Genomic DNA, 26,253 nt, shown 5'->3' with positions numbered 1-26,253 from the left:
GGTGTGAGGTGCCCTCTGTGACAGAGGGCACCTCACACCCCTGATTCCGCCGCTCCGGTCTGGGTGACCTTGGGTCTCCCAAGAACCGGAGACTGGGTGGCAGGGCATGTGCCGCGTTTGCTGTTGGGGCATTCCTTGGCGCCGCCCTTGCGCCGCAGGCTCACCGCTCGGCCCCTTGTCCAGCGGGCCTCAGGACCGGGTCGCTCTGCATGACCAGGACCGTCGGCGTCGGCGCGGGCTCAGCGGCCGGGGAGGACGCCTGGGGCAGGGGCGGCTGGGCCGACGTCTTGCCCCAGGGAAGGAAGCCGGCAAGGGCGGACAGGATGTAGCTGACGCCCAGATACGTCTGAGGAAGGTCGCTGGGAGGGACCCTCCTCGCCAGCACCACCACTACAACGGCAACCACGCACAACATGGCCAGGGTGATGGCGACCGACAGGATGAGCACTCCAAGTGGAGCGCCGAACAGAACGGCGGACATGTTGGACATTAAGGACCTCCGGATACGAGAAAACCCCCGGGCGCAGACCCAGGGGTAGCGGATTTTTATTTAGTTAGACAAACAAAAAAGGTCTCGCACGCAACCATGGCGATGGAGAACCTTACTTTTTGGGTGCACGAAGCTCACCCGTGGCTAAAGTGTGTCACGGAACTGATGCTGCGTCAACCACCGTGTGTTCGGGGGAAATACCCTCCGCTCTGTCCGTATCCAGAGTACCGCCGAGAGGGCGACGCCGTCAGCTGCCGGCTGCGCCTCGGCATCGCCGGCCCTCCGGCCGCCGTCGCGGGCTCGCCGGTCGCCACCGCCCTCAAGTGGCCGCCATGGGCGAAGGTCTCGAACCGCGGCCCTCGCGTGGCGGCCCGGTGGAGCCTGACCTATGCCTGAACTCGGTTAAACGGTCCCGGCATGTGCCGCCCGGCGGTGCCAGCGCCCGCGCCTCTCTGCTGCCGGGTCAGGCCGGCCGGGTCGATGTCGAGGGGGAACGGCGCCTCGATGCGGGTCGCCGCGCCCGTGAGGGCGGTGGTCTTCTCGACGTACCGGCCGCCGTCCAGCTCGCTGACGATGAGCCGCGGGGCGGGCTCGAACCCCAGACGCCACAAGTGCGGGATGGCGGCTTCCGCGTACAGCAGCGGCTTGACCTTGCGGTCCATGGTCTCGATGCCCGGCGAGACCAGCTCGACCACGAGCAGCACCGCATCGGCCTCCACGCTGACAGTGTCCTCGGCCGCCCTCCCCCCTCTGAAGAGCCACCGAGACCGCGAGAGAGCGGAGCGGCCCGGCGACAGTTGACCACACCTGCCGCCTGCCCCTTGGAAGGCACTCAGGACGGCCTTCCAGGCGGGGGTGCGCGTCTCCCCGTCCCTGGATTGCCGTCCTCAGGCAGGGCGCCGGAACAGCAAGAGGAGCACGCTCCGCCCGTGGTGCTCTTCTTGCTCGTACCAGCGTCCTCAGACAGGCGCCGGCACAGGCCCGCGATCACGGCCGCGGGCGCTACTGGGTAGTGGGGCACGACACCTCGACAGGACGCCCCAGTAGCGCGGACACAGGTCTCTACTGCGGTGTTTCTACTGGAGATCCCACTACCCAGTAGCCGCCCGCGTACGGGAGCTCCCATGGCGAGTGGGGCGCCCGAAGAACGCCCGCCCGAAGGGCGGTCCTTCGGGCGGGCGGGACCGACACCCTTCGCACGAATTCGGGAATGTTCCACCAGTTGCGGTCAAGACCGTGTTGGCCCCGACCCGCCGGGGGACAGTGGCGTGATCGGATCGGGTCATTACTACCTGCGTGGTCGAGATGAAGCTCACTGATCGGCGCATCGCTGCCTCGCACGACAGGAAGCAGCGCATGACCGCCGCTCCCGGGGCGGGACGGTCGCTCCCGCCGCCTCGTCTTTTACCTCTGTCGCTGGGAATCTGCGTGCTGATCGCCGCGCTGGATGTGCTGGTCGGCGCCCGGCCGCAGATCATCGCGCTGCTGGTGCTCGGCCCGCTGCTGGCCTGTACCCGGCTTGACGTCCGGCACAGTGTGCTGGTCAGCTGCTGGGCCGTACTGTCCGGCTTGGTGGCCGGCCTGCTGGACGGCACCTTCCTGACGGTCGGCTTCACCGTGCGGTGGTGGGGGCTGCTGCTGGGCTGTGCGCTCGTTGTCCATGTGGCGCGGCGCCGTGCCGCGGCTGAGATGGCGCTCAGATCACTGGACCTGGCCCGCCGGGTCACCCGGGGCGACCACGACCTCGCCGCCCTGGTGGAGTCCTCTCACGACGCGATCCTGGCGGCAACCCTGGACGGACGCATCACCTACTGGAACACCGCCGCCCAACAGCTGTACGGCTACACGCCGCAGGAGGCCATCGGCGCCCACGTGTCCATGCTGGCACCGCCGGAGCGCGGGCACGAGATCGACATGCTGCTGCGCCGGCTGAGCCGCGGAGAGAGGATCGAGCACTTCGAGACCCTGCGCGTCTCCCGCGCCGGGCGGCGGATTCACGTGGATCTCACCCTGTGGCCCAACCGCACGTCCAATGGCCGACTCATCGGCGCCTACGCCATCGCACGGGATCTCGAGCAGAAGCGGGCCGCAGCCGAACTTGCCCAACTGTACGAGGAGCAGCGGCACGTCGCCCTGACCTTGCAGCGCAGCCTGATGGGTGTCCCGCCGAAGGTGCCCGGGATGCCCGCCGCCCACCGCTATCTGCCCGCCACCCAGGGCCTGGGGGTCGGCGGCGACTGGTTCGACCTGGTGCCGCTGGGCGCCCGCCGGGTCGGTGCCGTGATCGGGGATGTCATGGGGCGCGGCCTGGAGGCGGCCGCCGTCATGGGTCGGCTGTACTCTGCCGCCCATGCGCTGGCCAAGAGCGGGATCCCGCCGTGGCAGCTGATGCAGACCCTGGACGCGGTCGCGGCCGACCTGCCCGACCAGTTCATCACATGCTGCTACCTGGAGATCCATCCGGATGCCGGCGAGGCCACCGTCTGCTCCGCCGGCCACCTGCCGGCGCTGCTGGTCACTCCCGACGGCAAGGTCCACCCCCTGCCGGTACCGGTGAGCGTGCCGCTGGGCGTGGGCGGGATACCTCACCAGCAGGTCACCGTCGCCCTGCCACCCGGCTCCACCCTCGCCCTGTACACCGACGGCCTGGTCGAATCCCCTGGCCATGACATCGACACCCGACTGGACGCCCTCGCGACGGCGCTGGGTGCGGCGCTGGCCACCGCGCCGGACCTGGAGCAGGCCGCCGACCAAGTGCTTGCCGCCTTGCTGCCCAGGACCGCCAGGTACGACGACGACGTCACCCTCCTGCTCGCCCGCCTCCCGCAGGCCCCGCTGGCCACCGCCGGACGCGAACTGGATGCCACACCCGCCGCCGTGCCCGCAGGGCGCGCCTTCCTCACCGACACCCTGACCGCCTGGCACCTGGCCGGCATCGCCGACGACGCCTGCCTGCTGGCCTCCGAGATCCTCACCAACGCCGTCTGCCACGCCGCGGGCCCGATCCGGCTGCTGCTGCGCCGCACCGAGTACGACGTCACCATCGAGGTGACCGACCGCAGCCCGCACCTGCCCCAGCTGCGGCAGATCAACACCGCCGACGAATCCGGCCGCGGCCTCGCCCTCGTCGACGCCCTCGCGGCCGCCTGGGGCACCCGCCCCGCCGAGGACGGCAAGACCGTCTGGTTCGCCCTGGCCACAAGCAACCGCAGTGCGGAGGCGTAGGCCGCCCCCTGTGAAGCGTTGCTACGACTGCGACTCGTTTTCCTCACCGCCCGGCTCAGCCCATCGTCGATGATTTCCATGGGAGGCCGCCAAAGATCGTGTACGCCTCGCAGAGCGCCGATCACGCGACCCGGCGTCTTCCCCTGCCGGGCCGCTCAACGGCGCTCTGCGGGCCACTCCGGCGGTTCAGGCGGCAGCGACGAGGTCGGGGTGGCAGCGCGGGCATCGTTCACCGGAGCCGCTCTCACCGAGTGTCCGCCACTTCGATGAGACCCGGGCCGCCTGGTTCAGCCCGAAATCACCGCATTGGCCACACCATGGCGGCAGTCCCCGACGCTCCTCCGGTGTCTGGCTACCGGTGCGCTGCCCAGGCAACGGCTCGGTGCTGCGCTCCACGTGCTGCTGAAGGTTCACCCACCCACGAGCGGGCATCTCAGCCGCACGCGCCGCGATCCACTCCACCGGCAGGCCGGCAGCAAGAAGCACCGCCGCATCCCGCTTCAGGCCCGTCACCGTCTTCGACGTCACCGGCCGCTGCGACGCCTGCCGGTAGGCATCGGCCACAGCAGCGATCTCCGGGGTTTCCTTCGGCGCAGCCTTGCCTTCTCTCTCCTCCCGACCGACTGCTCCCACGCGCTCCGTCACCGGAGAGAGAAGAGGGATCCGAAGAGGGAAGGAGAAGGGGGTCGGATTCCGACCCTGCACCCCCGTCGGATTGCGACCCTCCCCCGTCGGATTCCGACCGGGGGGCCGGGTCGGAATCCGACGGGGGGTCTGAGCTGGGGTTTTGCTGGGGAGCGCTGAAGGACAGCTCCTCCACGACCGTGGGCCCGTAGTCGGTGCGGGTCCGCTTCATGCTTGCCAGCAGGTCGAGGTTCACGCGGTACAGGTCGGCGATCCGGGCCCCGTTCTTCGGGCTGTAGCGCTCCGCGGACGCCAGCAGTCCGCGCCCGATCAAGCGCTGCTTGTTCGACTTCGCGGCCGTCATCTTCATGTGCGCCTCATCCGCGAGCGCGGTGACACGTGGCGACCGGCCGGTCGGCGGGGAGCCGCCGGACGGCCGGGGAACGCACCGGACCGCCGCTTCTGGCTGAGGCGGCGGTCCGGCCCGTTGTGCGCCCGGCCCGGCCGGGCGGGAACGTACGGCGAGGGTCCCAGTCGCGGGGACCGTCGCCCTCGTGCCGGCTCGGCTTCGTGACCGACACGAAGCTGTTGAGAAGCTGTCCGTCGCTCCCCCGGACGCACCCCGAGTACTCGTACGTCCTTCCGTCCGCCGTGACGCCGTACTCCAGATGCCCGGCGCGGCCGGTGTGGTCGTCGAACGTGGCACCGGGGACACGTCCGGACCATTTCCCGTCGGTCGCCAGGGCGGGGGCTTCCTCGGGGGTGGGACAACCCCGTACGGACCAGACGCGGAAATCGCCCCACGGGCAGTTGCCGGGCACGGCCGCGGACGCGCGGGGGACTGCGGCCATCACCCCGGTGAGGGCGGCGGACGGCACGCCGGATTCAGCAGGCGCTGTCGCGGAACGTCACCTTGGTGACCTCCACCGGCAGGTAGAAGATGTTCCCCTGGTGGGCCGGCACACAGAACGTGTTCGGCCGCTGCGAGCCGTCCGGGAGGGTGTAGAGGTACCCCAGGTCGGCGTTGCGGGACGTGTAGTTGTAGTAGGTGAGGGCCGGTGCCTTCCCGGTCCAGTCCTGGTTGGTGACCACCGACGGGGGCTCCGTGGGAGCGGGGTCGGGGATGGTGGCCCAGTTGGGCCAGACGCAGAAGCTGCCCTGGGGGCAGTTGCCGGGGGGCCAGGGCTCGTCCGAGGCGGCGGAGCCGGCGGCCGAGGCGCCCGGGGCGGAGGCCATCGCGGCGACGAAAGCGGCGGAGGCGAGACCGAGGGCAAGGGACCGTAACGTCATGGCTAATCCCATCTGCACGGAGGCGGGTGAACCGGAAGGGAGGTTATCGGCCTGATATTGAAACATCAAGCAATCGGTTTCCGGCCTCTTGGGAATTCCTCCGAAATGTCATGCTTGTGAATGCGGCGAGAAATACCCAAAACGGTGGATCCGCAAATGAGGACCCGAAGGGCGAGGCGTCCGGTATTTCGGACAGCAGACCGGGGAAGGCGGGATGCCGGGTGGGGGTGGGTCCGGTCAGCGACGGCCGGTGGGCGGGGGTCGGGCCGTGCGCGGGTACGGCCGGTGGGCGCGGGTAGCGGATCGGCATGGCGACACGACCGCGCTTCACCCTGGCCACCACGGTGCTCGACGCCCCCGACGCCCGCGAGTTGGCCGCCTTCTACCGGGGCCTGTTGGGCTGGCCGGTGCGGGAGGACGCACCGGACTGGGTGGTGCTCGCCCCGCCCGGTGGGGGGGCCGGCCTGTCGTTCCAGACCGAGCCCCACTACGTACGGCCGCGCTGGCCGCCCACCCCGGACCAGCAGCAGATGATGCTGCACCTGGACATCGAGGTGGACGACCTGCCGACGGCCGTCGCGCACGCCACCGCGCTGGGCGCGACCCCGGCCGACGTCCAGCCGCAGGAGCGGGTGCGGGTGCTGCTGGACCCGGCCGGGCACCCGTTCTACCTGTTCGCAGGGGAGGAGTGGGCCGCCGGCTGACGGCCGGCCGCCCGGGTTCGGCGGGACGCCGCCGGAGACCGTCACCCGCTGGGTGGTGATTCCGTGGTGGCGCCGGTGAGCGGGGCCGGGCACGACGGAGCCGGTCCGACGTGAGGGACTCCACGGAACTGACACCGCGAAAACGTCGTTGCTTGTCACAATGCGCACCGTCTTGTGTCATCGATGCGCCCGGAGAATCTCCCAGCTCAAAGGCTTCGCCATGGGGATCTGACGGTGACATGCATACGGCCGTTGTCAGTGACGTACTCACGGCGCCTCACAACAGCATGTACCTTTGGCGACATCAGAGCCCACCCCCGGACCACACTGCATCACATAATCCGCTGTGTAGGCTCTGGAATCGACGCCATCACCCCAAACGGTCGAGAAGTAACTCCTGCTGGCTACGCCTCTACGTACGCAATGACGATGACGCTGCGGAGGACGGTCACGTAGTAAATGACGATGACGTTTTCGACGTCATCGTCATACCACCGTATTTCGGGGTCTGAGTTGGGGATGGGGTCGCCCATTCCCGGGTCGGCGGAGAGTGCGGCCAAAGCGCGGTCGAGGGCATGAATTTCGGATTCGCCGAGCTTGTTGGTCTCGTCGATGGCGCTGTCGGTGAAGCTTCTGAACGTGCACCTGGTCAAGGAGCCGGCGGACTTCGCCGAGGAGCACAAAGACTGGTTGCGCATCTCCCGGATGCCCTCCTACGCACCGGAGCTGAACCCGGCAGAGGGGATCCGGTCGCTCCTCAAGCGGCACCTGGCCGACTTCGCCGCGGCCGGCCTCTCCCACCTGACCCGCGTGATCAAGCGGAGGCTGAAGAAGATCCAGTACCGGCCCCACCTGATCGACGGCTGCCTCCCACCGACTGGCCTGATCATGGATGACGCGACCAGAACATGGCACTCCACGAGTTCAACCTGAGTAACACGTCGGCACGGATGTGGACTAAAGAAGAGGATCACGCCACGGGAGGCCATCGGCGATCTGCGTGGCGGCGCCCGCGATCACCGGGTCACTGCCCGCCGGGCCCTCGTCCTGCGCGCCCGTGCGGACCGGCCGTCGGAGGCCGCGGTCAGCCCGGTAGGTCCATGCGTTGTGTGCCGATCACCGACAGCAGTTGGAGAGCCCCCTCCGCTGGGGAGCCGGGATCGGCTGTGTAGATCACGACTCGCTGGTCCCTGTCAGTAATGTCCAGGACATCGCAGTTGAGTGTGATGGGACCGATCAGGGGGTGCCGAAAGGTCTTGTGCGGAGCGGGTTCAACCGACATGTCGTAGGCGGCCCACAGCCGGGCGAACTCCGCGCTGCCGATGAGCAGGTCGTCTACCAGTGTGGCTAGTTCGGGGTCGTCGGGGTAGCGGGCAGCGGCGGCCCGCAGATGCCGGGCCGCGGTACGGCCGAAGGTCTCCATGCCGGACCGGCTGTACCACTGCCGCTCCCCTACTCGCGAATCGAGGAAGGTACGGCGCAGGAAGTTGCGCTCGTGCCGGGGTAGGGCGGAAAAGTCTTCCAAGAGGGCGGCCGCAAGGTCGTTGTGGGCGATCACCTCGTAGGTTGCGGACAGTACGAGTGCCGCGGCGTGCGGTAGCCGCCGCAGCAGGTCCAGGATGCTCGGGCGTACCTCGCGGGAGGGTCCTGGCGGCGGGGCGGGCGGGGCGCCGGCGAGGTAGTGCACGTGGGTGCGCTCGGCGTCCGACAGGCGTAGGGCACGGACCAGACCGGCCAGCACCTCGCGCGAGGGGCGCGGGCCGCGGGCCTGCTCCAGCCGCGTGTAGTACTCCGTGGAGATGAACGCCAGCTGCGCCACCTCCTCGCGTCGCAGCCCCGGAGTACGGCGTCTCGGTCCGGCGGGCAGCCCCACGTCGGCGGGGGTGATCCGCTCGCGCCTGCTGCGCAGGAAGCCGGCCAGCTCTCGTCTGTCCATGCCCCCAGTGTGTACGGGGCCGGCGGAGCCGATCCAGGTACCGCTGGTGCCTGGATGAGGGTGCGCGTCCGGGCACAGGCTCGTCGGCATGGACGACACACAGACCACCGACACCTCCGCCCCCGCCGCCTCGGGTCTGCTGACCGGCAAGGTCGCCTTCATCAGCGGAGCCGGCCGGGGCATCGGCGCCGCCGCAGCGCGGCTGTTCGCCCGGGAAGGCGCCCGGGTCCTGCTCGCGGCCCGCACCGAGGACCAGCTCGAAGCGGTAGCCGAACAGATCCGGGCGGCGGGAGGCACCGCAGAGTACGCGGTGTGCGACCTGGCCGACACGACAAGCGTGCGCGCCGCCATCGACCGCACCGTGGAGGTGTACGGCCGACTCGACGTCGCCTTCAACAACGGGGCGCTCGCCACGCAGCATTTCGGCCCGATCGACCAGGTGCAGGAGGCGGACTTCGACCAGCAGTACAGCGTCAACCTCAAGGGTGTCTGGCTGGCCCTGGCCGCTCAGGTCGCCGCAATCCGGACCACCGCCGGCACGGGCGCCATCGTCAACACCTCGTCCGTCGGCGGCTGGAAGGGCAACCCCGTGCTGCCCGCGTACAGCGCGATGAAACGAGGTGTCCACAGTCTCACCGAGTCGGCCGCCGTCGCGTACGGTGCTGAAGGCATCCGCGTCAACGCCATCGCCCCCGGCACCACGCTGACCGAGATGATGCGTCACTGGGAAGCGGAATCGCCGGGCATCATCGACCAGCTCAACGCGCACACCCCGCTGCGCCGCGCGGCCGAGCCCGAGGAAGTCGCCGAGGCCGCCGCCTGGCTGCTGAGCGACCGCGCCTCCTACGTCACCGGAGTGGTCCTCGCCGTCGACGGCGGCATGCAGGCATCGTGAGCCGAGGCCAGGCACCGGCCTTGGAGCCAAGTCATGAGTGCGGATCTCGGGTGGACGAGCAGCCCGTACGAGGCCAACGACGCCCAAGGCAGCTCGGATATCATTTACCGGACAGCTCTTATTAGGACTCCGTTAGGTCTTTCTGTTTGCGCTGATCAAGAGCATGTTGAGGGGTGTGGACGCACATGAAGTGACCCGTCTGCGGGCGGTGCTGGAGCTGTTCGTGGCGGACGTGTTCGCCTCGGTGCCGCGCCGGGATCAGCGGGCCAAGGGCGACTGCTATCTGCGGGGACTGATGCTGGACGGCCGGCGCAAGTCGATCCAGGCGATGGCCTCGAGGTTGCCGGACGGCAACGAGCAGAACCTGCAGCAGTTCGTCAACCAGTCCACCTGGGACCCGGTGCCGGTGCAGCGGCGGATCAGCGAGCGCCTGCTGCCGCTGGTCCGGCCGGTGGCCTGGGCGATCGACGACGTGTCGGTGCCCAAGGACGGCCGGATGTCGGTCGGGGTCGCGCCGCAGTACTGCGGCGCGCTGGGCAAACGGGCCAACTGCCAGGTCGCGGTGAGTGTCCACGCGGTCAGCGCCACGGCCTCGTGCCCGCTGCAGTGGCGGCTGTTCCTGCCCAGCAAATGGGCGGCCGATGCCGGCCGCCGGGCGAAGACCGGCGTCCCGCCGCAGGTCACGCACCGGGAGAAGTGGCGCCTGGCCGTGGACATGCTCGATGTCCTGGCCGGCTGGGGCATGACTCCGCCGGTGGTGGTCGGTGATGCCGCCTACGGCACCACCGCACGCCTGCGGGCCGCGCTGGAGGAGCGCGGGCTCGCCTATGTGCTGGCCGTCCGCGCGGAGGTGACGGCCCATCCCTTCGACGCGGAGCCCGAGGCGCCGGCCCGCAACGGGCCGGTCGGCTGCTGGCCCCAGCCCCGCTACCGGCGGCCGGCTCCGTCCGTGGCCGACCTGGCCGCCGGCCTCGACCGCGGTGCCTTCGCCCCGATCACTTGGCGGCAGGGCTCCCGCGGCCCGCTGCACTCCCGCTTCGCCGCCGTACGCGTGCGGCCCGCCGGCAAAGCCGTCGAGCGTCCGGTCAAGGCCGCCGCCTCAGGCGAACTGGGCTGGTGGGACGGGGTTCTGCCCGACTGCTGGCTCCTGGTCGAATGGCCCGCCGACGCCGAGGAACCCATCGAGTACTGGCTGTCCAACCTGCCCGCCGACACCCCGCTCGCCGAGCTGGTGCGGCTGGCCAAGGTCCGCTGGCGCATCGAGCACGACTACCGCGAGCTCAAGCACGGTCTGGGCCTGGACCACTTCGAGGGCCGGTCCTGGACCGGCTTCCACCACCACGTCACCCTCGTCACCGCTGCCCACGCCTTCCTCACCGAACAGCGCCTGGCCCCAAAAGTCCCCGCACCGGCCTCACCCTCTACCAGGTCCTTGACGCCCTTCAGAGCATCCTGAGGTGCTGGACCGGCACCTGCACCACCTGCCACCAACCGCTGCCCAGAACGGCCAGACCAGCACCGACCTAACGGAGTCCTAGCGCAAGCGATCGGCGGACAGGACTTCAGGGGCCGGCACGAGTGCATCGGGGCCGGTTGAGAGGTTATCCGGGGTTGTCCGGGACAATGCCGGGGCCGCCCCGGCTGTTGGGGATGAGACGCGCGGTTCGGGTATGCGCTGTACCTGCCCAGCAACGATCGTCATGGTGCGATCATCATCAGCAGCCGGAGGCGTGCGGTAGCCCATGTCGTCGGCGGCCTGCTGCACGGCGTCGTGTTCCTCGTCGAGTACGGCGCGTGCCTTCTCCAGGGCGCGGTCGACGTCGTCGAGGGCCGCGTCATCGTCGGTGATCGCTTCCAGTCCGGCATGAGGCACCTGCGGAGTCAGGTCATGCACGAGACCGGGGTCCTCATCCCCCATCCACGCGCGCAGCTCCGTGAGCTCGGCTTCGAGGACCTGGATGCGGCGGGCCGCGTGGTCGGCGACCTGCTGAGCGGTGTCCCGCTCCTGCTCGGCACGGGCCAGTTGCTGGCGCAGGTCCGTCTGCTGCCGCTGCGCGCGGGACAGGCGCAGCTCCAGCGCCGCGTGCTGGTGCGGAGCTTCCGTGGGCAGCGTCTGCAGGGCGTCGACCTGGCGCTTGAGGTCCGCCACATTCGCCTGGGCCTGACCGAGCATGGCGAACAGGAGCGTGGCGATCTGCAGCGCCTGGTTGCGGCCGCGCTCGCTGGCCTCGTACGCCTGCCGGACGACCTGCATCTCCCGGTAGACCTCGATGGTGCGGTCCTTGGCCGCCAGCAACTCGTGCGCGAGGGCCAGCTCGTGTGCTCCCTCGGCGAGCGGTGTCGGACTGGTGCGGGCCCGGTCCCATAAGACTCGGGCCTTGTGCAGGCGTTCCTGGGCGGGGCCGGCCGCTTCGTCGGGGAAGCAGACATCGGCCGCGGCTTCCACCAGGTCCCAGACCAGTCCCTCACCGGACAGCAGATCACGCAGCCGGCGCAGTTCGGGCACGGCCCCGGTGACGAAGTGGTCCGCTGTCAGCTGCTCGTGGAGCTGCTTGACCGAGATCGAGGTTTCGTCCAGCCACGACCGCACGAGCTCGACCAGCTGATTGATCTCGACACACGTTCCCCGTGGCGGTCCCCATGGCCGACCCGGCCGCTTCCCCCTGCCGCCCACGCGGTCTCCCGTTCAGTTGTTCTGCGGACAACCCCCTGTTGTCACCGGAGAACATTCAACCTGCTCACCAGCAAGTTTTACTCGGGATCGTTGTTATTCGTCCCGGGCGCAACATCCTCAAGGCGGTGCATTCGTGAACCACGGCTCCACAGCGTTCCTGCTTCTCGTCCTGGCGGTGGTCGTCTTGTTCGCCGCCATCGCCGCGGTGATCACCTTCGGCCTGGCCCGTTGGGAGGGAGCCGCGATCCCGGCCGCCCTCTCCCGCAGCGGCGTGGTCTTCGCCGCCGCCCTCACCCTGTGCATCACCGTCCTGTCCGTTCTGGTCCGGTAGTCCTAGCCCAGCGGTTTCGCCGGCCTTTCGTCGACGGTGGCCGGACAGGGACGGCGGATCACCGCGATGGCGCGAGGGCGGCCAGCGGTGGTGCCCGAGACGATCGTCATCGACCGCGGCAAGGTCTTCGCCTCCCGCATAAAAGACGCCTCCTACGCGCGCCCCCTACCGGGGCCGGAACCAGCAGTGTCCGCCGTCGGGGGACGGGTCCCACGCTCAAGTTTTACTCAGTTTGATCGTCAAGTGGGCATGTTCATGCTTAAGGTTCGAGCACTCGGCCGCCGGGGGGGGCGGCCATTTGAAAGGTGTGCCATGGGCATCCATGCAAAGCGAGGCGTCCTCGCCTCCACAGCATCTCTTCTGCTGTGCGTCGCAGTGGCCGGACCGGCTGTCGCTGTGCAAGCTGACGAGCCGACCACCACGGTGACGGAAACTCCGGCGCCGGAGGACATCAACACGGCACCGCCGGCGGAGCCCGAGGAAGAGGTGTCGGACGTTCCCGACGCAGGCAACGGCATGCCGGACGAGCCCACCTACACCCCGACACCGCCGAAGGACTGGCCCGATGCCGAGTACTGCGGGCCCTCTCATGGGGTCTACACGCCCTCGACCAAGGGCAAGCAGTACCACAAGGGCGTGGGCCCGACCCTGTCGAACTACAACGGCACATCCAGAACGGCCAAGTCCACCTTCACCTCCGAAGTGACCGGTGAGGTCGGTGTCAGTGTCAGCAGCGGTCTCGCAGTGAGCGTCGACGCGATGATCGGCAAGATAGAGGCGAAGTACGACGTCAACCTCTCGGTCAAGCTCACGGCCAAGCTCGGCAACTCCATCGCCGTCGACACGCCCTCGAAGAAGACCACGAACGCCAAGTACGGGGTGTACCGGCTCAAGAACACCGGCCAGAGTTACACCCTGTACAACACCTGCAAGACGTCGGCGAAGAAGACCATCACCAGTTACACCCCGTACCGGGTGGGCTGGTACCTGTGGGAGGAATGATGTCCAACGGTCGCAGGCCCACCGGCATCAAGACGGCAATCCCGCTGGGCGTTGTGCTGGGCGGACTCCTGCTGGTCGGCTGCACTGCCGGAGAGTCGGATCCTCCCAACGCCGCCGGAACTGCGTCCGCCGGCGCCTCGGCCGCGAACACCGCTGCCCGCCCGGACAGGGGTGAGGAAATTCCGGGCGAGTCGGTCATCCGCGCGCCAAAGCTCCCGACCGGCACACCCCTGATTGAAGTCGCTTCAGCCCATGGGAACCGTGAGGTGCCACTTCGCGGAGGAATGGCCACAGGTCCCCTGTCCGTCCTGGTCAACTGCCAGGGCAAAGGCACCCTGACCGTCGCCGTGAAACCCGTGGGCCTCAGCTTCCCGCTCGAATGCGTCCAGGACGCGGTCAGCAGCACGTACAACGAGCTGCAGCTCAAGCGAGAGCGGCCCGAAGGAGCGGTGACGGTGACCGCGAACTCCGATGTGCGTTGGTCGCTCACCGTCGGCCAGTAGATGCACAAAGGCGGAAAAAGAGCGGGAGGATGGTCCCTGGCGGACCATCCTCCCGTTTCACATCAAGCCAATCGAACTGCCATCGGCCCTGGGCACATGAGCTGTCCTCGCTCGAGAGCGCAACGCGGGCCTTGAGGGCCAGCGGGGCCAACTGCCGGGTGCGGGCACAGCAGGCTGATGCACCAGCCGGTTACGCAGGTGTGGAGCCGTTTCTGGCTGGACGCCTACTGGTGGTTTTGGCGGCGTTGGTCCCACTGCTACCAGGCGTGGTCGGTGAGCAGAACGCAGGCCGCGGCCTGGGCGCCGATGGCCTCGAGGAAGGACTTGGTGCGGGTCCAGGTCTGGCCGTTGCCGGTGGTCTGCAGGTGGACGCGGTCGATGTTGAGCAGCCGGCTGTAGGCGTGGCCGTGGACGTGGCCGCTGCTGATGCGCCACACGCACGGCCCCTGCCGCAGGATCCCGAGCTGGCGAAGATGCTCGGCCAGTACAAGGAGGAGAACTTCCTCACTCACTACAGGCCCTCCATCGACGCAGCCACCGGAGAACCGATCAACTGGCTTCGACTGCCCGTCCTCGACCGCGGCTGGAACGCCGCTACCGCCGATAAGGGCGGATTCATCCAGGAGGCGACGGGATGGAAACCCGCCCCGCTACAGCCAACGATGGACGTGGTACAGATCGGGCGGGCGGCTGGTCTGTACGTACCGGACCTCGACTGAGGAGCAAAGGGAACGTATCCCCCGCCCCCAACGGCGGCTGAGCTTTTCCCTCTCCTCTGTTCCGGGAACGAGTCACGCACACCCCCGCGGCTGCCGCGCCGGGATCGCCTGCACCATCACGCACTTCGCCGGCCAGGTCGACGGCGGGAGCGGATCAATCATGCCGGACCTTCGTGCTGAAGGGAGTCTCCCCATGGCCTGGACGTCGGCAAGGGCGAACACCACAGCACAGCCGCGGCTGTCGAGAGCCGACGGTGGAACGCCCTCCGGTCGGCCTCCATCGTCGCGATCCGGCCAATGGTTAACCGTGCAGGTCAGAGGCAGCTAGTGTCTCGTGATTCCGTCAGCGTTACTTGATCTTGTGTGGTTCGATCTATCGGCATGGAGCTCTCTGTGGAACAGGCCGCCGAGCTGCGGGAGTTGGTGAACAACCGGGACGTACCCGCCGACATGGCGGCGCGGGCCCGGATCGTCCTGTGGTCCGGTGAGGGTCGTCGGCGCAAGGACATTGCCGAGTTGCTCGGGGTCTCGCTGCCGACGGTCGACCGCTGGAAAACGCGTTACGCAGAGCGCGGCCTGGCCGGGCTGGAAGGCGACCGGCCCGGCGGTCCCCGGGAATCAGGTGCCGGCCCGGGTGAGGGCCCGCGTCATCGCGCTGACACGTATGACGCCGCCGGACGGCACGGGGCTTTCGCACTGGTCCACCCGGGAGCTGGCGAAGTATCTGAAGCGGGCCGAGAACATCACGGTGTCCTGGCACTACATTGCGCGGATCTGGCGGGAGGAGGGCCTGAAGCCGCACCGGTGGGGCACCTTCAAGATCTCGAAGGACCCTGCGTTCGCGGCGAAGGTGGCCGATGTGATCGGCCTGTACCTGGCCCCGCCGGGCGGCGCGGTGGTCCTCTCGATCGACGAGAAGACGCAGATCCAGGCGCTGGACCGGACCCAGCCGGTGCTGCCGTGGCCTTCGCAGCGAGTGAGAAGCGCACCGCCGACTACATCCGGCACGGCACGACCAACCTGTTTGCCGCGCTGAACGTGACCACCGGCGAAGTCCTCGGCGAGTGCAGGCCGATCCGGAACGGCACGGACTTCCCGGCCTTCCTCGAGAAGGCGGTGAAACCGCACGCCGGGAGGGACATCCACATCGTCCTGGACAACCTCTCGACGCACACCACCCCGGAAGTCAAGGAGTGGCTGGCCAAGAACCCGCACGTCCACTTCCACTTCACTCCCATCGGCTCGTCGTGGCTGAACCGGATAGAGATCTGGTTCGGAATCCTCACCCGGCAGTCGATCCGCCGCGGCACGTTCTCCAGCGTCAACGTCCTGATCAAACAGATCCGCGACTACATCAACTCCTGGAACGAGAACGCGAAACCATTCACCTGGACCGCGACCGCCGGCGAAGTCCTCGCGAAGGTCCGGCTCGTCGCCACCAACGTAAAGAAACTCGTCAATAACAACTCGAACTGACATGAACAGGATCACGAGACACTAGCCGCCCCAGCACCGATGCCATCACGCACCTCCAGCACGCCACCTCCACGGACGCCCCGGACCTACCTCCCCCGCCCCGGCACTATGCCTGACCAGCACAAAACCGGCCCCCACACTCGGTTTCGAGAAGCTCTCTCAGCACCACTCACACGCCCACATCAGCGGCACTCCTCAGCGCCGAAACGACGCCACCCCTTCAGCACACCCACAACATCCCGGCACGTCACCAGGTCACACGACACAACACCCACTGAAAACGAAACACCGAACCACTGAAGAACCACCACCGAGCATCACCACGGCCGTGCTGAGCACGGCGGCGGCTGCCGCGATCAGCGGTAACTGCCATTTCGCACGGCGGTACTGGGCGCTGCGTTCGGCCGCGCGCAGGGTTTCGCCTCTGCGGCGGGCGCAAGTCAGGGGCCTTTGAGCGGCGATAGGCGTGCTGGTGGCCGAATCCGGCAGGCTGGATCGCGCCGCTTCCCCGTGGGAACTTTTCCGGCCCGCAACTGGCGGATTCAAGCCATATGTGATCACTGAGCGAATCCGTCACGCCCGATTCACTGGTTGGTCATCTGCTGTCGTGAGTCTCGCCCGAGCACATCGATCACAGGGAACGCAGTGCGACTTCGACAAGCAGGAGGCATGCGTGCGAAGACGTCATCCCGCGTATCGGGGAGTAGTGGCGGCGGCGATCGGCGGGATTCTCACCCTGACCGCGCTGACCGCCGCCCAGGCAGCCCCGGCACCGCTCACCGATCCCGCGAAGGCGGCGGCGATCGCCGATCGACTGGGCGACAAGCGCACAGCCGGCATCTACTACCAGAACGAGCGACTCGTCGTCGCCGTCACCGATCAGGCGGCGGCAGAAACTGTGCGAAGCGCTGGGGCGGTGGCGGAAGTCGTCCCGCACAGCGCGGCCGAGCTCAGCTCCGCCAAGGCGGAACTGGATCAACTGACGGGGATACCCAACACTGCCTGGAGCATCGACCAGAGCAGCAACCGGGTGAACGTGAAAATCTACGACGGGGTCTCCGCCTCCGACAGGTCTCGAATCGAGAAGGCCGTTTCGGAGTTCGGGGACGCGGTCGAAATGACCGAACACTCCGGCACGATCGAATCGACCGCGTACGCCATGCGCGGCGGCCTCGGCATAGTGTCGAATTTCACGTCGGGCGGGACGAACTGGACCGCCACCTGCACGGCAGGGTTCAACGTGCAGGATTCCAGCGGCAAGAAGTACATGCTCACCGCCGGTCATTGCATGGAGGAAGGCGCTGTCTCCTGGCGCCGCCGGAGCGGGGACATTCCGCTCGGAAGGGCCATCGACTGGGTCTACGGCAACGACACGAATCAGTCCGACTACGGGCTGGTGGAGTACAGCAACAGCGATGTCACGCCGTACGGAACGATCCAGTACAAGGACGGCTCGGAAGGGCAGATCTCACGCTCCGCCTCTGCGTTCGAGGGGGAAGAGGTGAAGCGCGTGGGAACCATGAGCCAGGATCTCGTGGGCATGGTGCTGGCGACGGACGCCACGGTCACCTACAGCGACGGCACCACCCTCCGTCACATGATCGAGGCGAGCAACTGCACCGTGCATGGTGACAGTGGAGGCCCCCTCTTCAGTGCTGAGACGGCCCTGGGCATCAATTCGGGCGGCAGCTACGCCGACCAGCCGTGTGGGGATTCCGACAGCCAGGCGGACCGTTCCAGCTTCTACGAGCCGGTGTACAAGGTGCTCTCCTGGGAGGGCCTGAAAGTCTATTAAGCCACGGACGACTTCCCGCTGCCTGCGGCACCGACGCAGATGCGGCAGGCGGCGAGAGGTCGTGAGTGAACCCGTGGGCGCCCCTCCGCGTCGAAGGTGTGGGAGATGAGTCAGCGCTGGGCGCTGAAGAATCCCCACGCCGTTGTTTCCATAGCCACCCCTTTGTCGAATGCCGCAGAGGACTCCATGAACATGCGACTGAAGCGCTCCGTCGGCCTGCTGCTGGTATCGCTCCTGAGCGCGAGCCTCCTTGCCGGCTGCGGCAATGATCAGCACGTGGACGGCGGTCATGCGAACGACCGGTCGCTGCGCATGCAAGAGAAGCGCGCCCGTCAGGTGGCCGATGCCTGGCGGGCATCCGCGGCCGCCGCTGCCTGGGCGCGGGGCTACTACCCGATGGCCGACGCGGTGCAGAAGCCGGAATCCGGCTGGCGCAGCGAGGCGGACGAGCATGCCTACGAGACGAAGAACTTCGTCCTGGACGGCGAACTGCCCAGCACTGCCCCCGCCCTGGGGAAGGTGGACTGGGGGAACGGGAAGAACCTCACCCGTCCGCTGATCGGGGCGAAAAAGGCGTACCGGTCGTTCGCCCTCAACCGCAGTGACGGACCCCGGCTGACCGTGACCGGGGCCCGGCTCGGTACGACGACCATCGTGACAAGCCGCGGCCGTGCGACCGTTCCCGCATGGCTGTTCACGCTGGAGAGCTACGACACTCCGCTCAAGCGCGTCGCCGTGACCCCCTCAGAGCTTCCCGAGCCGCCGATCGGACAAGCCCGGCAGGGGGACAGCGGCGGTCTCAGGAGCATCACCCGGCTGGCCGGGACGGCAGCAGACGGCCGCTCCGTAACGGTGAAGGCCACTCATGGATCCTGCGACGACGGCCCCGTCGCCAAAGCGCTGCAGACAGACGAGAGCGTCGTGCTGTACGCCTCCATCGCGGGGGCCGAAAACGGCACATGTCCCGCCGGCATGATCGAACAGAGCGTGAAGGTCGAACTGTCGCAGCCTCTCGGTGACCGCCTTCTCCTGGACGCCTTCACCGGCCGGCCAGTGCCGTTCGGAGACCCCGGAGGAATGGCGCCGAGCTGGACGTAAGAACAACATCATCCAGCCCTCCACGTACGCCATCCTGGCTGTGACGCGCCGTTGTGCGTGTTCGGGTTGCCCGACCGTCCGGGACGGTGCGACGTCGTGGCCGGAAGGCCTCGGCGGACGCTGCCTGAACGGGGCGTGAGGAGCAGGAGTGCCGCAGCGGGGTCTGGGCCACGGCAATGGGCACAGCAGTCGCACCGCACAGTGCGCCTTTGCCGCGTGAGAGGGCCAGCGATCTATAAGACCGTGACCGGTGCCGGCCGAGGCAGGACCAGGAGTCGTCCTCATCACCATCCGGTCCGCCGTCCAGTACAGCAGCACGAGCACGCCGCGCACAGCTGCACCGGGTGCCACTTGTCGAGGATGGCCGAAAGGGCAGGCCATAACAGCCGGCAGCGCGCGCGAGACGCGTAAGGGGTCCGAGGGGCGGTGAGGCCGCGCGTCCGGCATGCGCGGGAGGCTGCCTGGCAGACGCATGCCAGTGCCCAGATGCTGCACGCGGCTTATGGGTGTGGTCGGCATCTGGGATGTCGGGGAACCTCAGGTGGTACGGCAAGCCCCCGGGGGCTGTCCTTGGCAGATCAGCGCGTGTCAGTGCTGGGGGAGTGTGATCGAGGGGGGCGCATAGCGTGCTCATCTTGGTATGTCTGAGTGTCTTCCTCGCTGGGAAGAGTCCTGCGGCCGATGTGGCGTTGTCTTGCCGAGGGGGAGCATGAGCGCTTTTACTCAGCTTGAATGGGCGATGTCCGGGCGGTCGTGACGAGTAATGATCCCTGCGGTACGACGGCGGTATGCGGTATGCGCAAGGGGGCGGGCTGACGCCCGCGGAGCAGGGGAAACGGGAGGCCGTGCGGCTGGAGGCGGCCAGGTGGTGCGAGGCCGGGGCGGGCACGGCGCGGATCGCGGCCGAGTTGAGGGTGACGGACCGGTCGGTGCGCCGGTGGCGGGCGGCGTGGCGCCGCGGGGTGCGGCGGGGCTGGCGTCGGCGGGGCCGATGGCGGTCGAGCGGCTGTCGGCGGCGCAGTGGCAGCGGCTGGAGGCGGAACCGAAGCGGGGCCCTTTGGCGCACGGTTTCGACGATGAGGACCAGGGCTGGACGCTCAGGCGGGTGAAGCTGCTGATCGGGCGGTTGTTCCACGTCGGCTACACGGTCCAGGGGGTGTGGCGGCTGCTCAGGCGGCACGGCTGGAGCTGTCAGGTGCCGGTCCGCCGGGCGTTGGAACGGGACGAGGCGGCGATCGAGGTGTGGAAGGCTGTGGGGGTGCCCCCGCTTGCGGGGGAGTGTGGCCGCGGGTAAAAGTACCGCGCACGACCTGGGCGCCCGTATCTGCTTCGCGGACGAAAGCGGGCAGTGGCTGATCCCGCCGAAGGGGCGCACGTGGGCGCCGCGTGGGGCCCGGCCGGTGTGCGGGTGGCCGGGCGGCGCGGCGGGGGCGGGTGAACATCGCCGGCGCGGTGTGCTTCCGGGCCGGGCACCGGCCGCGGATGTTCTACAAGCTGCACGTCCACCGCGGCCGCAGGGGCGAGCCGAAGACCTTTGCCGGGAGTGACTACCGGGACTTCATCCGCATGGTGCACCGGCAGCTCGGCACACCGGTGGTGTGGGTCTGGGACAACTTGAGCGTGCACCTGCAGCAGGAGATCTTCGACTTCGAGGCGGAGCACAAGGACTGGCTGATCATCTTCCACCTGCCGCCCTACGCACCGGAGATCAACCCGCAGGAAGGCATCTGGAGCCTGCTCAAGCGCTCCCTCGCCGACTTCGCCGCTGCCGACCTCACACACCTGACCCGGGTCATCAAGCGGAAACTGAAGAAGACCCAGTACCGGCCGCACCTGATCACCGGTTGCCTGCCGACCACCGGGCTGGACCTCGACGGGCTGATCAACGAACCGGACGTCGCCAATTCAACCTGAATAAGACGTCGTCTCATTTGGGTTGCTCGGTAATCTGGTGCTATGGGGATCGTCGAGCGCTTGGTTCCGGATGAGCTGTGGGAGTTGTTCCAGCGGGTGGTGCCACCGGCTCCGACTCGGTCGCAGGGTGGCGGCCGACGCCGGTACGGGGACCGGGAGGTCCTGGCGGCGATCGTGTTCGTGGCGACCTCGGGCTGTACCTGGCGGCAGCTTCCGCCGTCGTTCGGCCCTTCCGGGCCGACGGCCCACCGGCGGTTCACCGAGTGGACCAAGGCCCGGGTGTGGGCCAAGCTGCACCGCCTGGTGCTGGACGAGTTCGGCGCGCACGGCAAGCTGGACTGGTCGCGCTGCGCGATCGATTCGGTGACCGTGCGGGCCATGAAAGGGGGGACCTGACGGGTCCGAATCCTGTGGATCGGGGCAAGAAAGGCTCGAAGATCCACTTGATCACGGATCGGGCCGGCCTGCCCCTCTCGGTCGGGATCTCCGGCGCCAACCTCCATGACAGCCAGGCAGTGGAGCCGCTCGTGCGCGGCATCCCGCCCGTCCGCTCCCGCCGCGGTCCGCGTCGGCGCAAGCCCGCCAAGCTCCACGGCGACAAGGGATACGACTACGCCCATCTGCGGAAATGGCTCCGCGCGCGCGACATCCGGCACCGCATCGCCCGCAAGGGCATCGAGTCCTCCCAGCGGCCGGGCCGTCACCGCTGGGTGATCGAGCGGACCATGGCCCGGCTCGCCGGCTGCCGCCGTCTGCACCGCCGCTACGAGCGCAAGGCGGAGCACTTCCTGGCCTTCACCAGCATCGCCTGCACCCTCATCTGCTATCGCCGCCTCGCCAAATGAGATGACCTCTTAACCCGCACCACCACTTCCGACGGCATCACGATCTTGCGCCCGCACGGCGAGATCGACCACCACAACATCGCCCCGCTGCGCCAGGCCCTCACCCGCGAGCACACCACCGTGCCAGCCCGCACCGTCGTCGATCTCAGTGAGGTCACCTTCATGGACTCCACCGGCCTCAACGCCCTCATCATCGGCCACCGCGCCGCCCACGGCACGCCCGGCTGAATCCGCCTCGCCCACGCCCAGCCACCCGTGCTGCGCGCCCTCCAGATCACCGGCCTGGACACCTTCATCGACTGCTACCCCACCCTCGACCAGGCCCTCGCCCGCTGACCCCGCAGCCCGGCCAGCGAGGCCGACCCGCATCGAGGCCCGGGGAAGTCTGGCGGTTTGGCCCCGAGTCGGCGCGAAGCGTGAGGCTGGCCGACTGCTGCAGCCGGCCGGCCTCGGGCGCGAGCGGGCAGCACCACAACGCAAGCCAGGGCGGGGGCGCCGACGTTGCGGGGGCTGTCCGGGCAAGGGGTTCGGGAGTAGGCTGCCGGTAGTCCGTGAACCCTCGGTCGTCCGTTGCTACGGCGCCAGGTTCGGCATCACTCGGAGCGCAAGGAGCGCTCCTACGTCAGCGGCTGTGGTCTGCGGGATCCTGAAAGCCCGCCTCTTCGGCATCGCACGAGGAACCGTCGCGGCCCGCTCCGTGAACATCTTGGTCGCCTCGCTTTCCCGATGCGGTGCATGGCTGTGAGGACTTCCGGCCGTGTCCGACCACTTCATCGACGACCTCATGTTCATCACACCTCTCGGCCACACCCCGGGAATCAAGCTCTTCGGCGAGGTCACCTCAGAGCACAAGGTCCCTCTGACCCTGGCCGTGGTGCGCTGCCGCGGACAGCACCAGGAGGTCACCGTCGACCTCACCGGCGTCCAGTACATCTCCCAAGCAGCACTCGAAGCCCTGGTCGACCTCGCCCGCGCCCTGCACCCTTCCCTGCGTCTGACCCTGCGGGCCCGCCCCGACCTCGGCCTCACAAGCCGGCTCGCCGCCCGCGGCTGGCACGGAGTGGAAAACCTCCAGGTCAGCGAAGCCTAGACGCCGGCGTCCCGGCTCGGCGGTACGTGCCGGTCCTGCCCCCGCCAGGACCGGCCGATGGCCGGCTCGCCCGGGCCGCGGTCAGGTCGTGGGTGGCTCCCGGCAGTGCGTCCGATGCCCAGCTGAGGCGTCCGGCGGGGTCGGCGAGGACCTGCACGTTCATGCCGTGGTGCTTCTTCTTGCCCGAGTAGTACGGGCGGTCGGCGGCGATGCGGTCGATGGGCAGGAGCGTGCCGTCGAGGATCACGTACGCCTTCCGGCGGGCCGTGTCCATGGCCTGCTCAGTGTCGGAGTGAGCGGGGCCAGGAGGTCGACGGCTTCGCGGATGTAGCGGTAAACCGTCGCGATGCCGATGCGGAAGCCTGTTGTGAGGCGAGCGTAGGGGTCACCGCAGCGCAGGTACGCGAGGACGAGCAGGGCCTGCCGGCCGCAGGTGAGGTGGCGCCAGCGGGAGCCGATCCGACGGCGGTGACCTGCGAGGAGACCGCAGAGGTGGTGCAGAGCGCGGCTGGACAGATCGATACCGGACGGGTGGACAAGCACGCGAAAGCGCCTGGTGGATTGGTGCTCTTTGTCGTGAGCCCGTATACCAGGAGCTTTCTCCATGCCCACCGCCGGGGCCACCGATCCAACCACCCGTCAGGTTGGAAACGGCTCATTGCCCGTCAGGAGATTCATGGGCTTATCTGTCCGCCCTATTTTCTTCTGTAGCCATACCCGAGTCGTGCCTCAACCGCCCTGCCGTCTCAATTGACGTCATCAAGAGAAATGCACTTGCGATCACCTTGAGGGATCTGTTTGACGGTGCGATTCAGATCCACTAGAACGTCCCCCGGCGATAGAGCCGAGTCGTTGATGGTAACCTCAATTGCAGGATGGCGTCCATAGGTTGTCAGGGCGCGTGGACCGCTATTCTTGGCCTTCGCCTCATCGAGAACCCAGTCGACGCCGTCGACAGTCATGCACAAGTTAGTCGTCGGATCCAAAGGGGTCACCCCGCACCGCAGAACGATTTTACCGTCACCCCATGCGGTCGTACCGGCGCCCGTGGTTTCTTGACTCTTCTCACCCGTGACGATTCGGGGTAGTTCAGTCACCACGGAAGCACACTCCCTGCTCCCCCCATCCGGTGCAGCCGTTACCGAGTAGCTCCCCGTCATAAAAACGAGAAAGAAAACCACAGTTAGCAGCAGTGCACTTATGACACCGCCAGTGACGAAGTGTCTTTTTTTCAACCGGATGGGCATTCGCTCAGCTTTTCAGTCTGACTGCGGGTGATGTCCCTCCAGACTACCCAGCCCCGATTGACCGTCACCCCTCCGCCTCTCGCCAGCAGTTCCCAGCCACTACAAACGTGACCTACCGCACGAAGCCACGCCATGCCGAAAAAACCAGCAAAAGTAGCGAAATGGACACTCTCTGTTAATAGTTGTGTACTCTCCGTGGACGCAACGCTATGATCATGTTCATGAGATCTACAGGTGTTGTACGCACTGGAGCCATAGCCGCGGCCGCTGCGGCTCTCGCCCTTTCCTTCGTTGGCCCGGCCTCGGCGGCCGATGTGACGCCAATGGGCGAGGGAGAGTGGGACTACCTTGGCTCGTCCGGTGTCTACGAAATCAACGGACAATTTTACAGTCAGCGGTTCAATTCACACGGTGGCAACGTCAAGGTCTGCTGGACCACTGACTCCACCGCTAAGTGGTACTACGGCCTTTACGAATACGACGAGTCGAACGATGACGACAAGGTCGGGACGACGCGGACCCAGGTTGCCGGGGGCTGTGAAGAATGGGCCGTGGGGAATTACCTCGACGGTGACAACGGCCTCGCGGAACTGTACGCGGTGACCAACGACCCGAAGGTCACAAAGGTAGAGTTCTGGGACTAAGCGCGTATCCAAAAGTCTTGCGCGTATCGGATGGCGATGCCGTTCGGCGGAGCAGGCGTTGACATGGGCCTCGCCGGATGTTCGATCGAAGCGCCAGCATCGTCCGCCCACCCGGCGGGGTTGTGGTCATCCATGAAGGGGTGGGGCCGGTCAAGCGCGGTGCTTGTCCGGGTTCTTCCTGTCGTTCGGGGCGAGGAGCGCGTACTCGGACAGGGGGACGGGTCGTTCTCGTTCCCGAGGTGATGTGCTGGGGCCGGCCTGAGGCGGGGCGTTGTGGGGTGTGCTCTTCACCCATGTGATGCCGAGGTGGCAGCGCTCCGGCTGCCGGTCGTCCATTCGCCGCGTCCGCAAGTGTGTCGGTGCGGGGCGGCATGGTGGGGTTCGGCCCGCGACCGGCGGGAGCAATCAGTGGTACGGTCTCGCCGCTGGGCGGGGGCCGGACCACGACGCGATCGCGCGTCGGCCGAGGTCTCGGATGCTGCTCACCCGCTGTCCGCGTGGGCCGGTCAGACGACCTCGCCGTCGCGCAGCCCGCAGTAGACCAGGGTGAGCAGTTCGCGGGCCGCGGCGGGCCACGATGCGGTCCCGGTGGGCGCGCATCAAGGTGCCTTCGGGAGCGTGCTGGACCGCCTCGACGGCCGGCCAGCGCATCAGCGTGGAGCCCTGTTTGGTGACATGCCCGCGGATCACCTTCAGGGCTGACTTGTGATGATGCGGGAGTGAGCCCGGCCCAGGAGCACAGGTGCTTGGCGGACGGGAAGCGGGTGACGTCACCGGTCTCGGCTGTGAAGAGTGCGGCCAGAACCGGGCCGACGCCGATCCGCCGGGGGGCCCGGTAGCCCGGGTCACCGGCGAGCCGAGTGGCAATCTCCTTGTCGAAGCGGGCGAGTCGCCGGTCGAGTGCGCCGATGACCGCACGCAGCGCGCGCGGTCGTGCCGCGTAGCCGGCGGGCAGCGCCGACTCGTCGAGGCAGGCGTTGCCCGTGGCACCGAACAGGTCGCTCATCAGCACCGCGATGCCTCGTTCGGCCACGACGCCGTGGGCCTGGTTACGGCAGTTGGTGCGCACTTGCACCAGCTTGTGCCGCCCTGCGGGCCATCTGCCGTGGTTCCCGGGTTTGGGGCGGGGCCGGCCATGCTTCCGGCAGCCGCAACAGATCGGCCAGGTCGGCTGCATCCCTCTCATCGTTTTTTACCCGCCGGTGGGCGAACCTCTTCACCCTCAGCGGACAGGTCAGGTGGACCTCGGCGCCGGTCTCGGCGAGCACGTCGGCGGCCCGGTACCAGCCGAGCATGGCCTCCAGCACCACCTTCGGCTGCGGCCCGGCCTTGGCGATCTGCCCGCTTGAGCCGGGCCGGATCGTTGTCGAAGCGGACCGTCCTGCCCAACCGCTGCCCGTCGTGCGCCCTGCGCACAGGACCGAGCGGCGCCGGTGCAGGTCCATGCCCGCCCCCTGCACACCGTCCTACGGTGAAGTCATCGAAGACCTCCCCGAGTTCGGATCTCTGCCCGAGCCGAGCATCCCGCGCACCCGACGGGAGGGGGAGGCCGCGCCCCTTCATCGCATCGGTGTATGCCCGCCCTGCGTGTATGCCTATGCGTCGGCTGCCGAACATGAGCGATTACGCGGTCTGCTGCGCGGCCAGGGACGGGCGGTGGTGCGGGCGGTGATGGTACTGCTGTCCCTGAACAGGGTGTCACCTGCGCAGACCGCCGCGCTGGTGGAGTACGACCCGGCCACGGTGCGCCG

At 68.0% G+C, this 26,253-nt stretch carries 27 protein-coding genes and 5 pseudogenes; 21 read left to right on the top strand and 11 right to left on the bottom strand.

The features are described 5' to 3' along the window. Nucleotides 1-160: 160 nt before the first annotated feature. The gene (locus IE271_RS36050; protein ID WP_190194682.1) at nucleotides 161-490 is read right to left on the bottom strand and encodes a hypothetical protein; all 330 of its coding nucleotides are present in this window, start codon (nucleotides 488-490) and stop codon (nucleotides 161-163) included. A 386-nt stretch (nucleotides 491-876) separates the two neighbouring features. Further along, on the bottom strand, nucleotides 877-1,209 hold the full coding sequence (locus IE271_RS36045; RefSeq protein ID WP_229919821.1) for a PDDEXK family nuclease: 333 nt from the start codon (nucleotides 1,207-1,209) through the stop codon (nucleotides 877-879). A 637-nt stretch (nucleotides 1,210-1,846) separates the two neighbouring features. Here IE271_RS36045 and IE271_RS36040 point away from each other — a divergent pair. Further along, nucleotides 1,847-3,715, top strand: coding sequence for an ATP-binding SpoIIE family protein phosphatase (locus IE271_RS36040; RefSeq protein WP_229919820.1), 1,869 nt, complete (start codon nucleotides 1,847-1,849; stop codon nucleotides 3,713-3,715). Nucleotides 3,716-3,901: 186 nt separating this feature from the next. Here the strand turns inward: IE271_RS36040 and IE271_RS36035 are convergent, their stop codons facing one another. Further along, entirely contained in the window at nucleotides 3,902-4,360 is a 459-nt protein-coding gene (locus tag IE271_RS36035) for a hypothetical protein (RefSeq protein WP_190194680.1), read from the bottom strand. An 864-nt stretch (nucleotides 4,361-5,224) separates the two neighbouring features. Continuing rightward, the gene (locus tag IE271_RS36030; RefSeq protein WP_190194679.1) at nucleotides 5,225-5,629 is read right to left on the bottom strand and encodes a hypothetical protein; all 405 of its coding nucleotides are present in this window, start codon (nucleotides 5,627-5,629) and stop codon (nucleotides 5,225-5,227) included. Nucleotides 5,630-5,937: 308 nt separating this feature from the next. Between IE271_RS36030 and IE271_RS36025 the strand changes: the two genes are divergently transcribed. Beyond that, the gene (locus IE271_RS36025; RefSeq protein ID WP_190194678.1) at nucleotides 5,938-6,333 is read left to right on the top strand and encodes a VOC family protein; all 396 of its coding nucleotides are present in this window, start codon (nucleotides 5,938-5,940) and stop codon (nucleotides 6,331-6,333) included. 633 nt (nucleotides 6,334-6,966) lie between these two features. After that, nucleotides 6,967-7,266: pseudogene (locus IE271_RS36020) on the top strand (transposase); the annotation flags it as partial. Nucleotides 7,267-7,417: 151 nt separating this feature from the next. Here IE271_RS36020 and IE271_RS36015 read toward each other — a convergent pair. Further along, on the bottom strand, nucleotides 7,418-8,269 hold the full coding sequence (locus IE271_RS36015) for a helix-turn-helix transcriptional regulator (RefSeq protein WP_190194677.1): 852 nt from the start codon (nucleotides 8,267-8,269) through the stop codon (nucleotides 7,418-7,420). Between the two features lie 88 nt (nucleotides 8,270-8,357). On the opposite strand from IE271_RS36015, the gene IE271_RS36010 reads away from it, so the two are divergent. Both IE271_RS36010 and IE271_RS36005 read left to right on the top strand, forming a co-directional pair. Next, complete coding sequence (locus tag IE271_RS36010) at nucleotides 8,358-9,164, top strand: SDR family NAD(P)-dependent oxidoreductase (RefSeq protein WP_190194676.1); 807 nt, start codon at nucleotides 8,358-8,360, stop codon at nucleotides 9,162-9,164. Nucleotides 9,165-9,339: 175 nt separating this feature from the next. Continuing rightward, nucleotides 9,340-10,620 (top strand): IS701 family transposase, encoded by a 1,281-nt coding sequence (locus IE271_RS36005; RefSeq protein WP_190194675.1) that lies wholly within the window; start codon nucleotides 9,340-9,342, stop codon nucleotides 10,618-10,620. 78 nt (nucleotides 10,621-10,698) lie between these two features. On the opposite strand, the gene IE271_RS36000 is transcribed toward IE271_RS36005, so the two are convergent. After that, nucleotides 10,699-11,754, bottom strand: a complete 1,056-nt coding sequence (locus tag IE271_RS36000) for a hypothetical protein (RefSeq protein ID WP_190194674.1) — start codon at nucleotides 11,752-11,754, stop codon at nucleotides 10,699-10,701. Nucleotides 11,755-11,971: 217 nt separating this feature from the next. On the opposite strand from IE271_RS36000, the gene IE271_RS35995 reads away from it, so the two are divergent. From IE271_RS35995 to IE271_RS35985, 3 genes are all read left to right on the top strand, one after another. Then, nucleotides 11,972-12,169: a hypothetical protein gene (locus IE271_RS35995; protein ID WP_190194673.1), complete on the top strand. Its 198-nt coding sequence runs from the start codon at nucleotides 11,972-11,974 to the stop codon at nucleotides 12,167-12,169. A 312-nt stretch (nucleotides 12,170-12,481) separates the two neighbouring features. Beyond that, nucleotides 12,482-13,171: a hypothetical protein gene (locus IE271_RS35990; protein WP_190194672.1), complete on the top strand. Its 690-nt coding sequence runs from the start codon at nucleotides 12,482-12,484 to the stop codon at nucleotides 13,169-13,171. A gap of 284 nt (nucleotides 13,172-13,455) precedes the next feature. Then, on the top strand, nucleotides 13,456-13,674 hold the full coding sequence (locus tag IE271_RS35985; RefSeq protein WP_229919817.1) for a hypothetical protein: 219 nt from the start codon (nucleotides 13,456-13,458) through the stop codon (nucleotides 13,672-13,674). Nucleotides 13,675-13,931: 257 nt separating this feature from the next. On the opposite strand, the gene IE271_RS35980 is transcribed toward IE271_RS35985, so the two are convergent. Then, complete coding sequence (locus IE271_RS35980; protein ID WP_190194671.1) at nucleotides 13,932-14,111, bottom strand: hypothetical protein; 180 nt, start codon at nucleotides 14,109-14,111, stop codon at nucleotides 13,932-13,934. Between the two features lie 36 nt (nucleotides 14,112-14,147). Between IE271_RS35980 and IE271_RS35975 the strand changes: the two genes are divergently transcribed. From IE271_RS35975 to IE271_RS35935, 11 genes and pseudogenes are all read left to right on the top strand, one after another. Next, nucleotides 14,148-14,393 (top strand): hypothetical protein, encoded by a 246-nt coding sequence (locus IE271_RS35975; protein WP_229919816.1) that lies wholly within the window; start codon nucleotides 14,148-14,150, stop codon nucleotides 14,391-14,393. A gap of 381 nt (nucleotides 14,394-14,774) precedes the next feature. Next, nucleotides 14,775-14,999 (top strand): annotated as a pseudogene (locus IE271_RS44110) (helix-turn-helix domain-containing protein); the annotation flags it as partial. Beyond that, nucleotides 14,902-15,429 (top strand): helix-turn-helix domain-containing protein, encoded by a 528-nt coding sequence (locus tag IE271_RS42740; protein ID WP_506005297.1) that lies wholly within the window; start codon nucleotides 14,902-14,904, stop codon nucleotides 15,427-15,429. The pseudogene IE271_RS44110 and the gene IE271_RS42740, both read left to right, overlap by 98 nt. Continuing rightward, entirely contained in the window at nucleotides 15,354-15,869 is a 516-nt protein-coding gene (locus IE271_RS42735; RefSeq protein WP_229919814.1) for an IS630 family transposase, read from the top strand. The genes IE271_RS42740 and IE271_RS42735 overlap by 76 nt, the downstream gene beginning before the upstream one ends. A gap of 706 nt (nucleotides 15,870-16,575) precedes the next feature. Continuing rightward, complete coding sequence (locus IE271_RS35965; protein ID WP_190194670.1) at nucleotides 16,576-17,664, top strand: S1 family peptidase; 1,089 nt, start codon at nucleotides 16,576-16,578, stop codon at nucleotides 17,662-17,664. 105 nt (nucleotides 17,665-17,769) lie between these two features. Next, complete coding sequence (locus IE271_RS35960; RefSeq protein WP_229919813.1) at nucleotides 17,770-18,762, top strand: hypothetical protein; 993 nt, start codon at nucleotides 17,770-17,772, stop codon at nucleotides 18,760-18,762. A 949-nt stretch (nucleotides 18,763-19,711) separates the two neighbouring features. Further along, complete coding sequence (locus IE271_RS43690) at nucleotides 19,712-20,056, top strand: helix-turn-helix domain-containing protein (protein ID WP_308435242.1); 345 nt, start codon at nucleotides 19,712-19,714, stop codon at nucleotides 20,054-20,056. Between the two features lie 140 nt (nucleotides 20,057-20,196). Next, nucleotides 20,197-20,676: a transposase gene (locus tag IE271_RS35950; RefSeq protein ID WP_229919812.1), complete on the top strand. Its 480-nt coding sequence runs from the start codon at nucleotides 20,197-20,199 to the stop codon at nucleotides 20,674-20,676. A gap of 42 nt (nucleotides 20,677-20,718) precedes the next feature. Beyond that, nucleotides 20,719-21,521, top strand: a protein-coding gene (locus tag IE271_RS35945; RefSeq protein WP_229919811.1) for an IS5 family transposase whose coding sequence is annotated in 2 segments (ribosomal slippage) — nucleotides 20,719-21,067 and nucleotides 21,067-21,521 — 804 coding nt in all. Because the reading frame shifts where the segments join, the coding sequence is not laid out codon by codon here. Between the two features lie 30 nt (nucleotides 21,522-21,551). Continuing rightward, a pseudogene (locus IE271_RS42730) lies at nucleotides 21,552-21,749 on the top strand (STAS domain-containing protein); the annotation flags it as partial. Nucleotides 21,750-22,278: 529 nt separating this feature from the next. Further along, nucleotides 22,279-22,611, top strand: a complete 333-nt coding sequence (locus tag IE271_RS35935) for an STAS domain-containing protein (RefSeq protein WP_190194668.1) — start codon at nucleotides 22,279-22,281, stop codon at nucleotides 22,609-22,611. Nucleotides 22,612-22,681: 70 nt separating this feature from the next. Here IE271_RS35935 and IE271_RS35930 read toward each other — a convergent pair. Together IE271_RS35930 and IE271_RS35925 are read right to left on the bottom strand one after the other, a co-directional pair. Then, nucleotides 22,682-23,154 (bottom strand): annotated as a pseudogene (locus IE271_RS35930) (transposase family protein); the annotation flags it as partial. Between the two features lie 203 nt (nucleotides 23,155-23,357). Further along, on the bottom strand, nucleotides 23,358-23,858 hold the full coding sequence (locus tag IE271_RS35925) for a DUF3515 family protein (protein ID WP_190194667.1): 501 nt from the start codon (nucleotides 23,856-23,858) through the stop codon (nucleotides 23,358-23,360). 209 nt (nucleotides 23,859-24,067) lie between these two features. On the opposite strand from IE271_RS35925, the gene IE271_RS35920 reads away from it, so the two are divergent. After that, nucleotides 24,068-24,502, top strand: a complete 435-nt coding sequence (locus IE271_RS35920; RefSeq protein ID WP_190194666.1) for a YndA family protein — start codon at nucleotides 24,068-24,070, stop codon at nucleotides 24,500-24,502. Here the strand turns inward: IE271_RS35920 and IE271_RS44105 are convergent. Both IE271_RS44105 and IE271_RS42725 read right to left on the bottom strand, forming a co-directional pair. Further along, nucleotides 24,477-25,508: a transposase gene (locus tag IE271_RS44105; protein WP_373308894.1), complete on the bottom strand. Its 1,032-nt coding sequence runs from the start codon at nucleotides 25,506-25,508 to the stop codon at nucleotides 24,477-24,479. The genes IE271_RS35920 and IE271_RS44105 overlap by 26 nt on opposite strands. Nucleotides 25,509-25,551: 43 nt before the next feature. After that, entirely contained in the window at nucleotides 25,552-25,947 is a 396-nt protein-coding gene (locus tag IE271_RS42725) for a hypothetical protein (RefSeq protein ID WP_229919809.1), read from the bottom strand. A 121-nt stretch (nucleotides 25,948-26,068) separates the two neighbouring features. Between IE271_RS42725 and IE271_RS43685 the strand changes: the two are divergent. Then, nucleotides 26,069-26,253, top strand: a pseudogene (locus tag IE271_RS43685) (IS630 family transposase); the annotation flags it as partial.

The organism is Streptomyces minutiscleroticus, assembly GCF_014650875.1.
Lineage (GTDB): Bacteria > Actinomycetota > Actinomycetes > Streptomycetales > Streptomycetaceae > Streptomyces > Streptomyces minutiscleroticus.
This window is presented reverse-complemented; position numbering and strand designations above follow the sequence as displayed.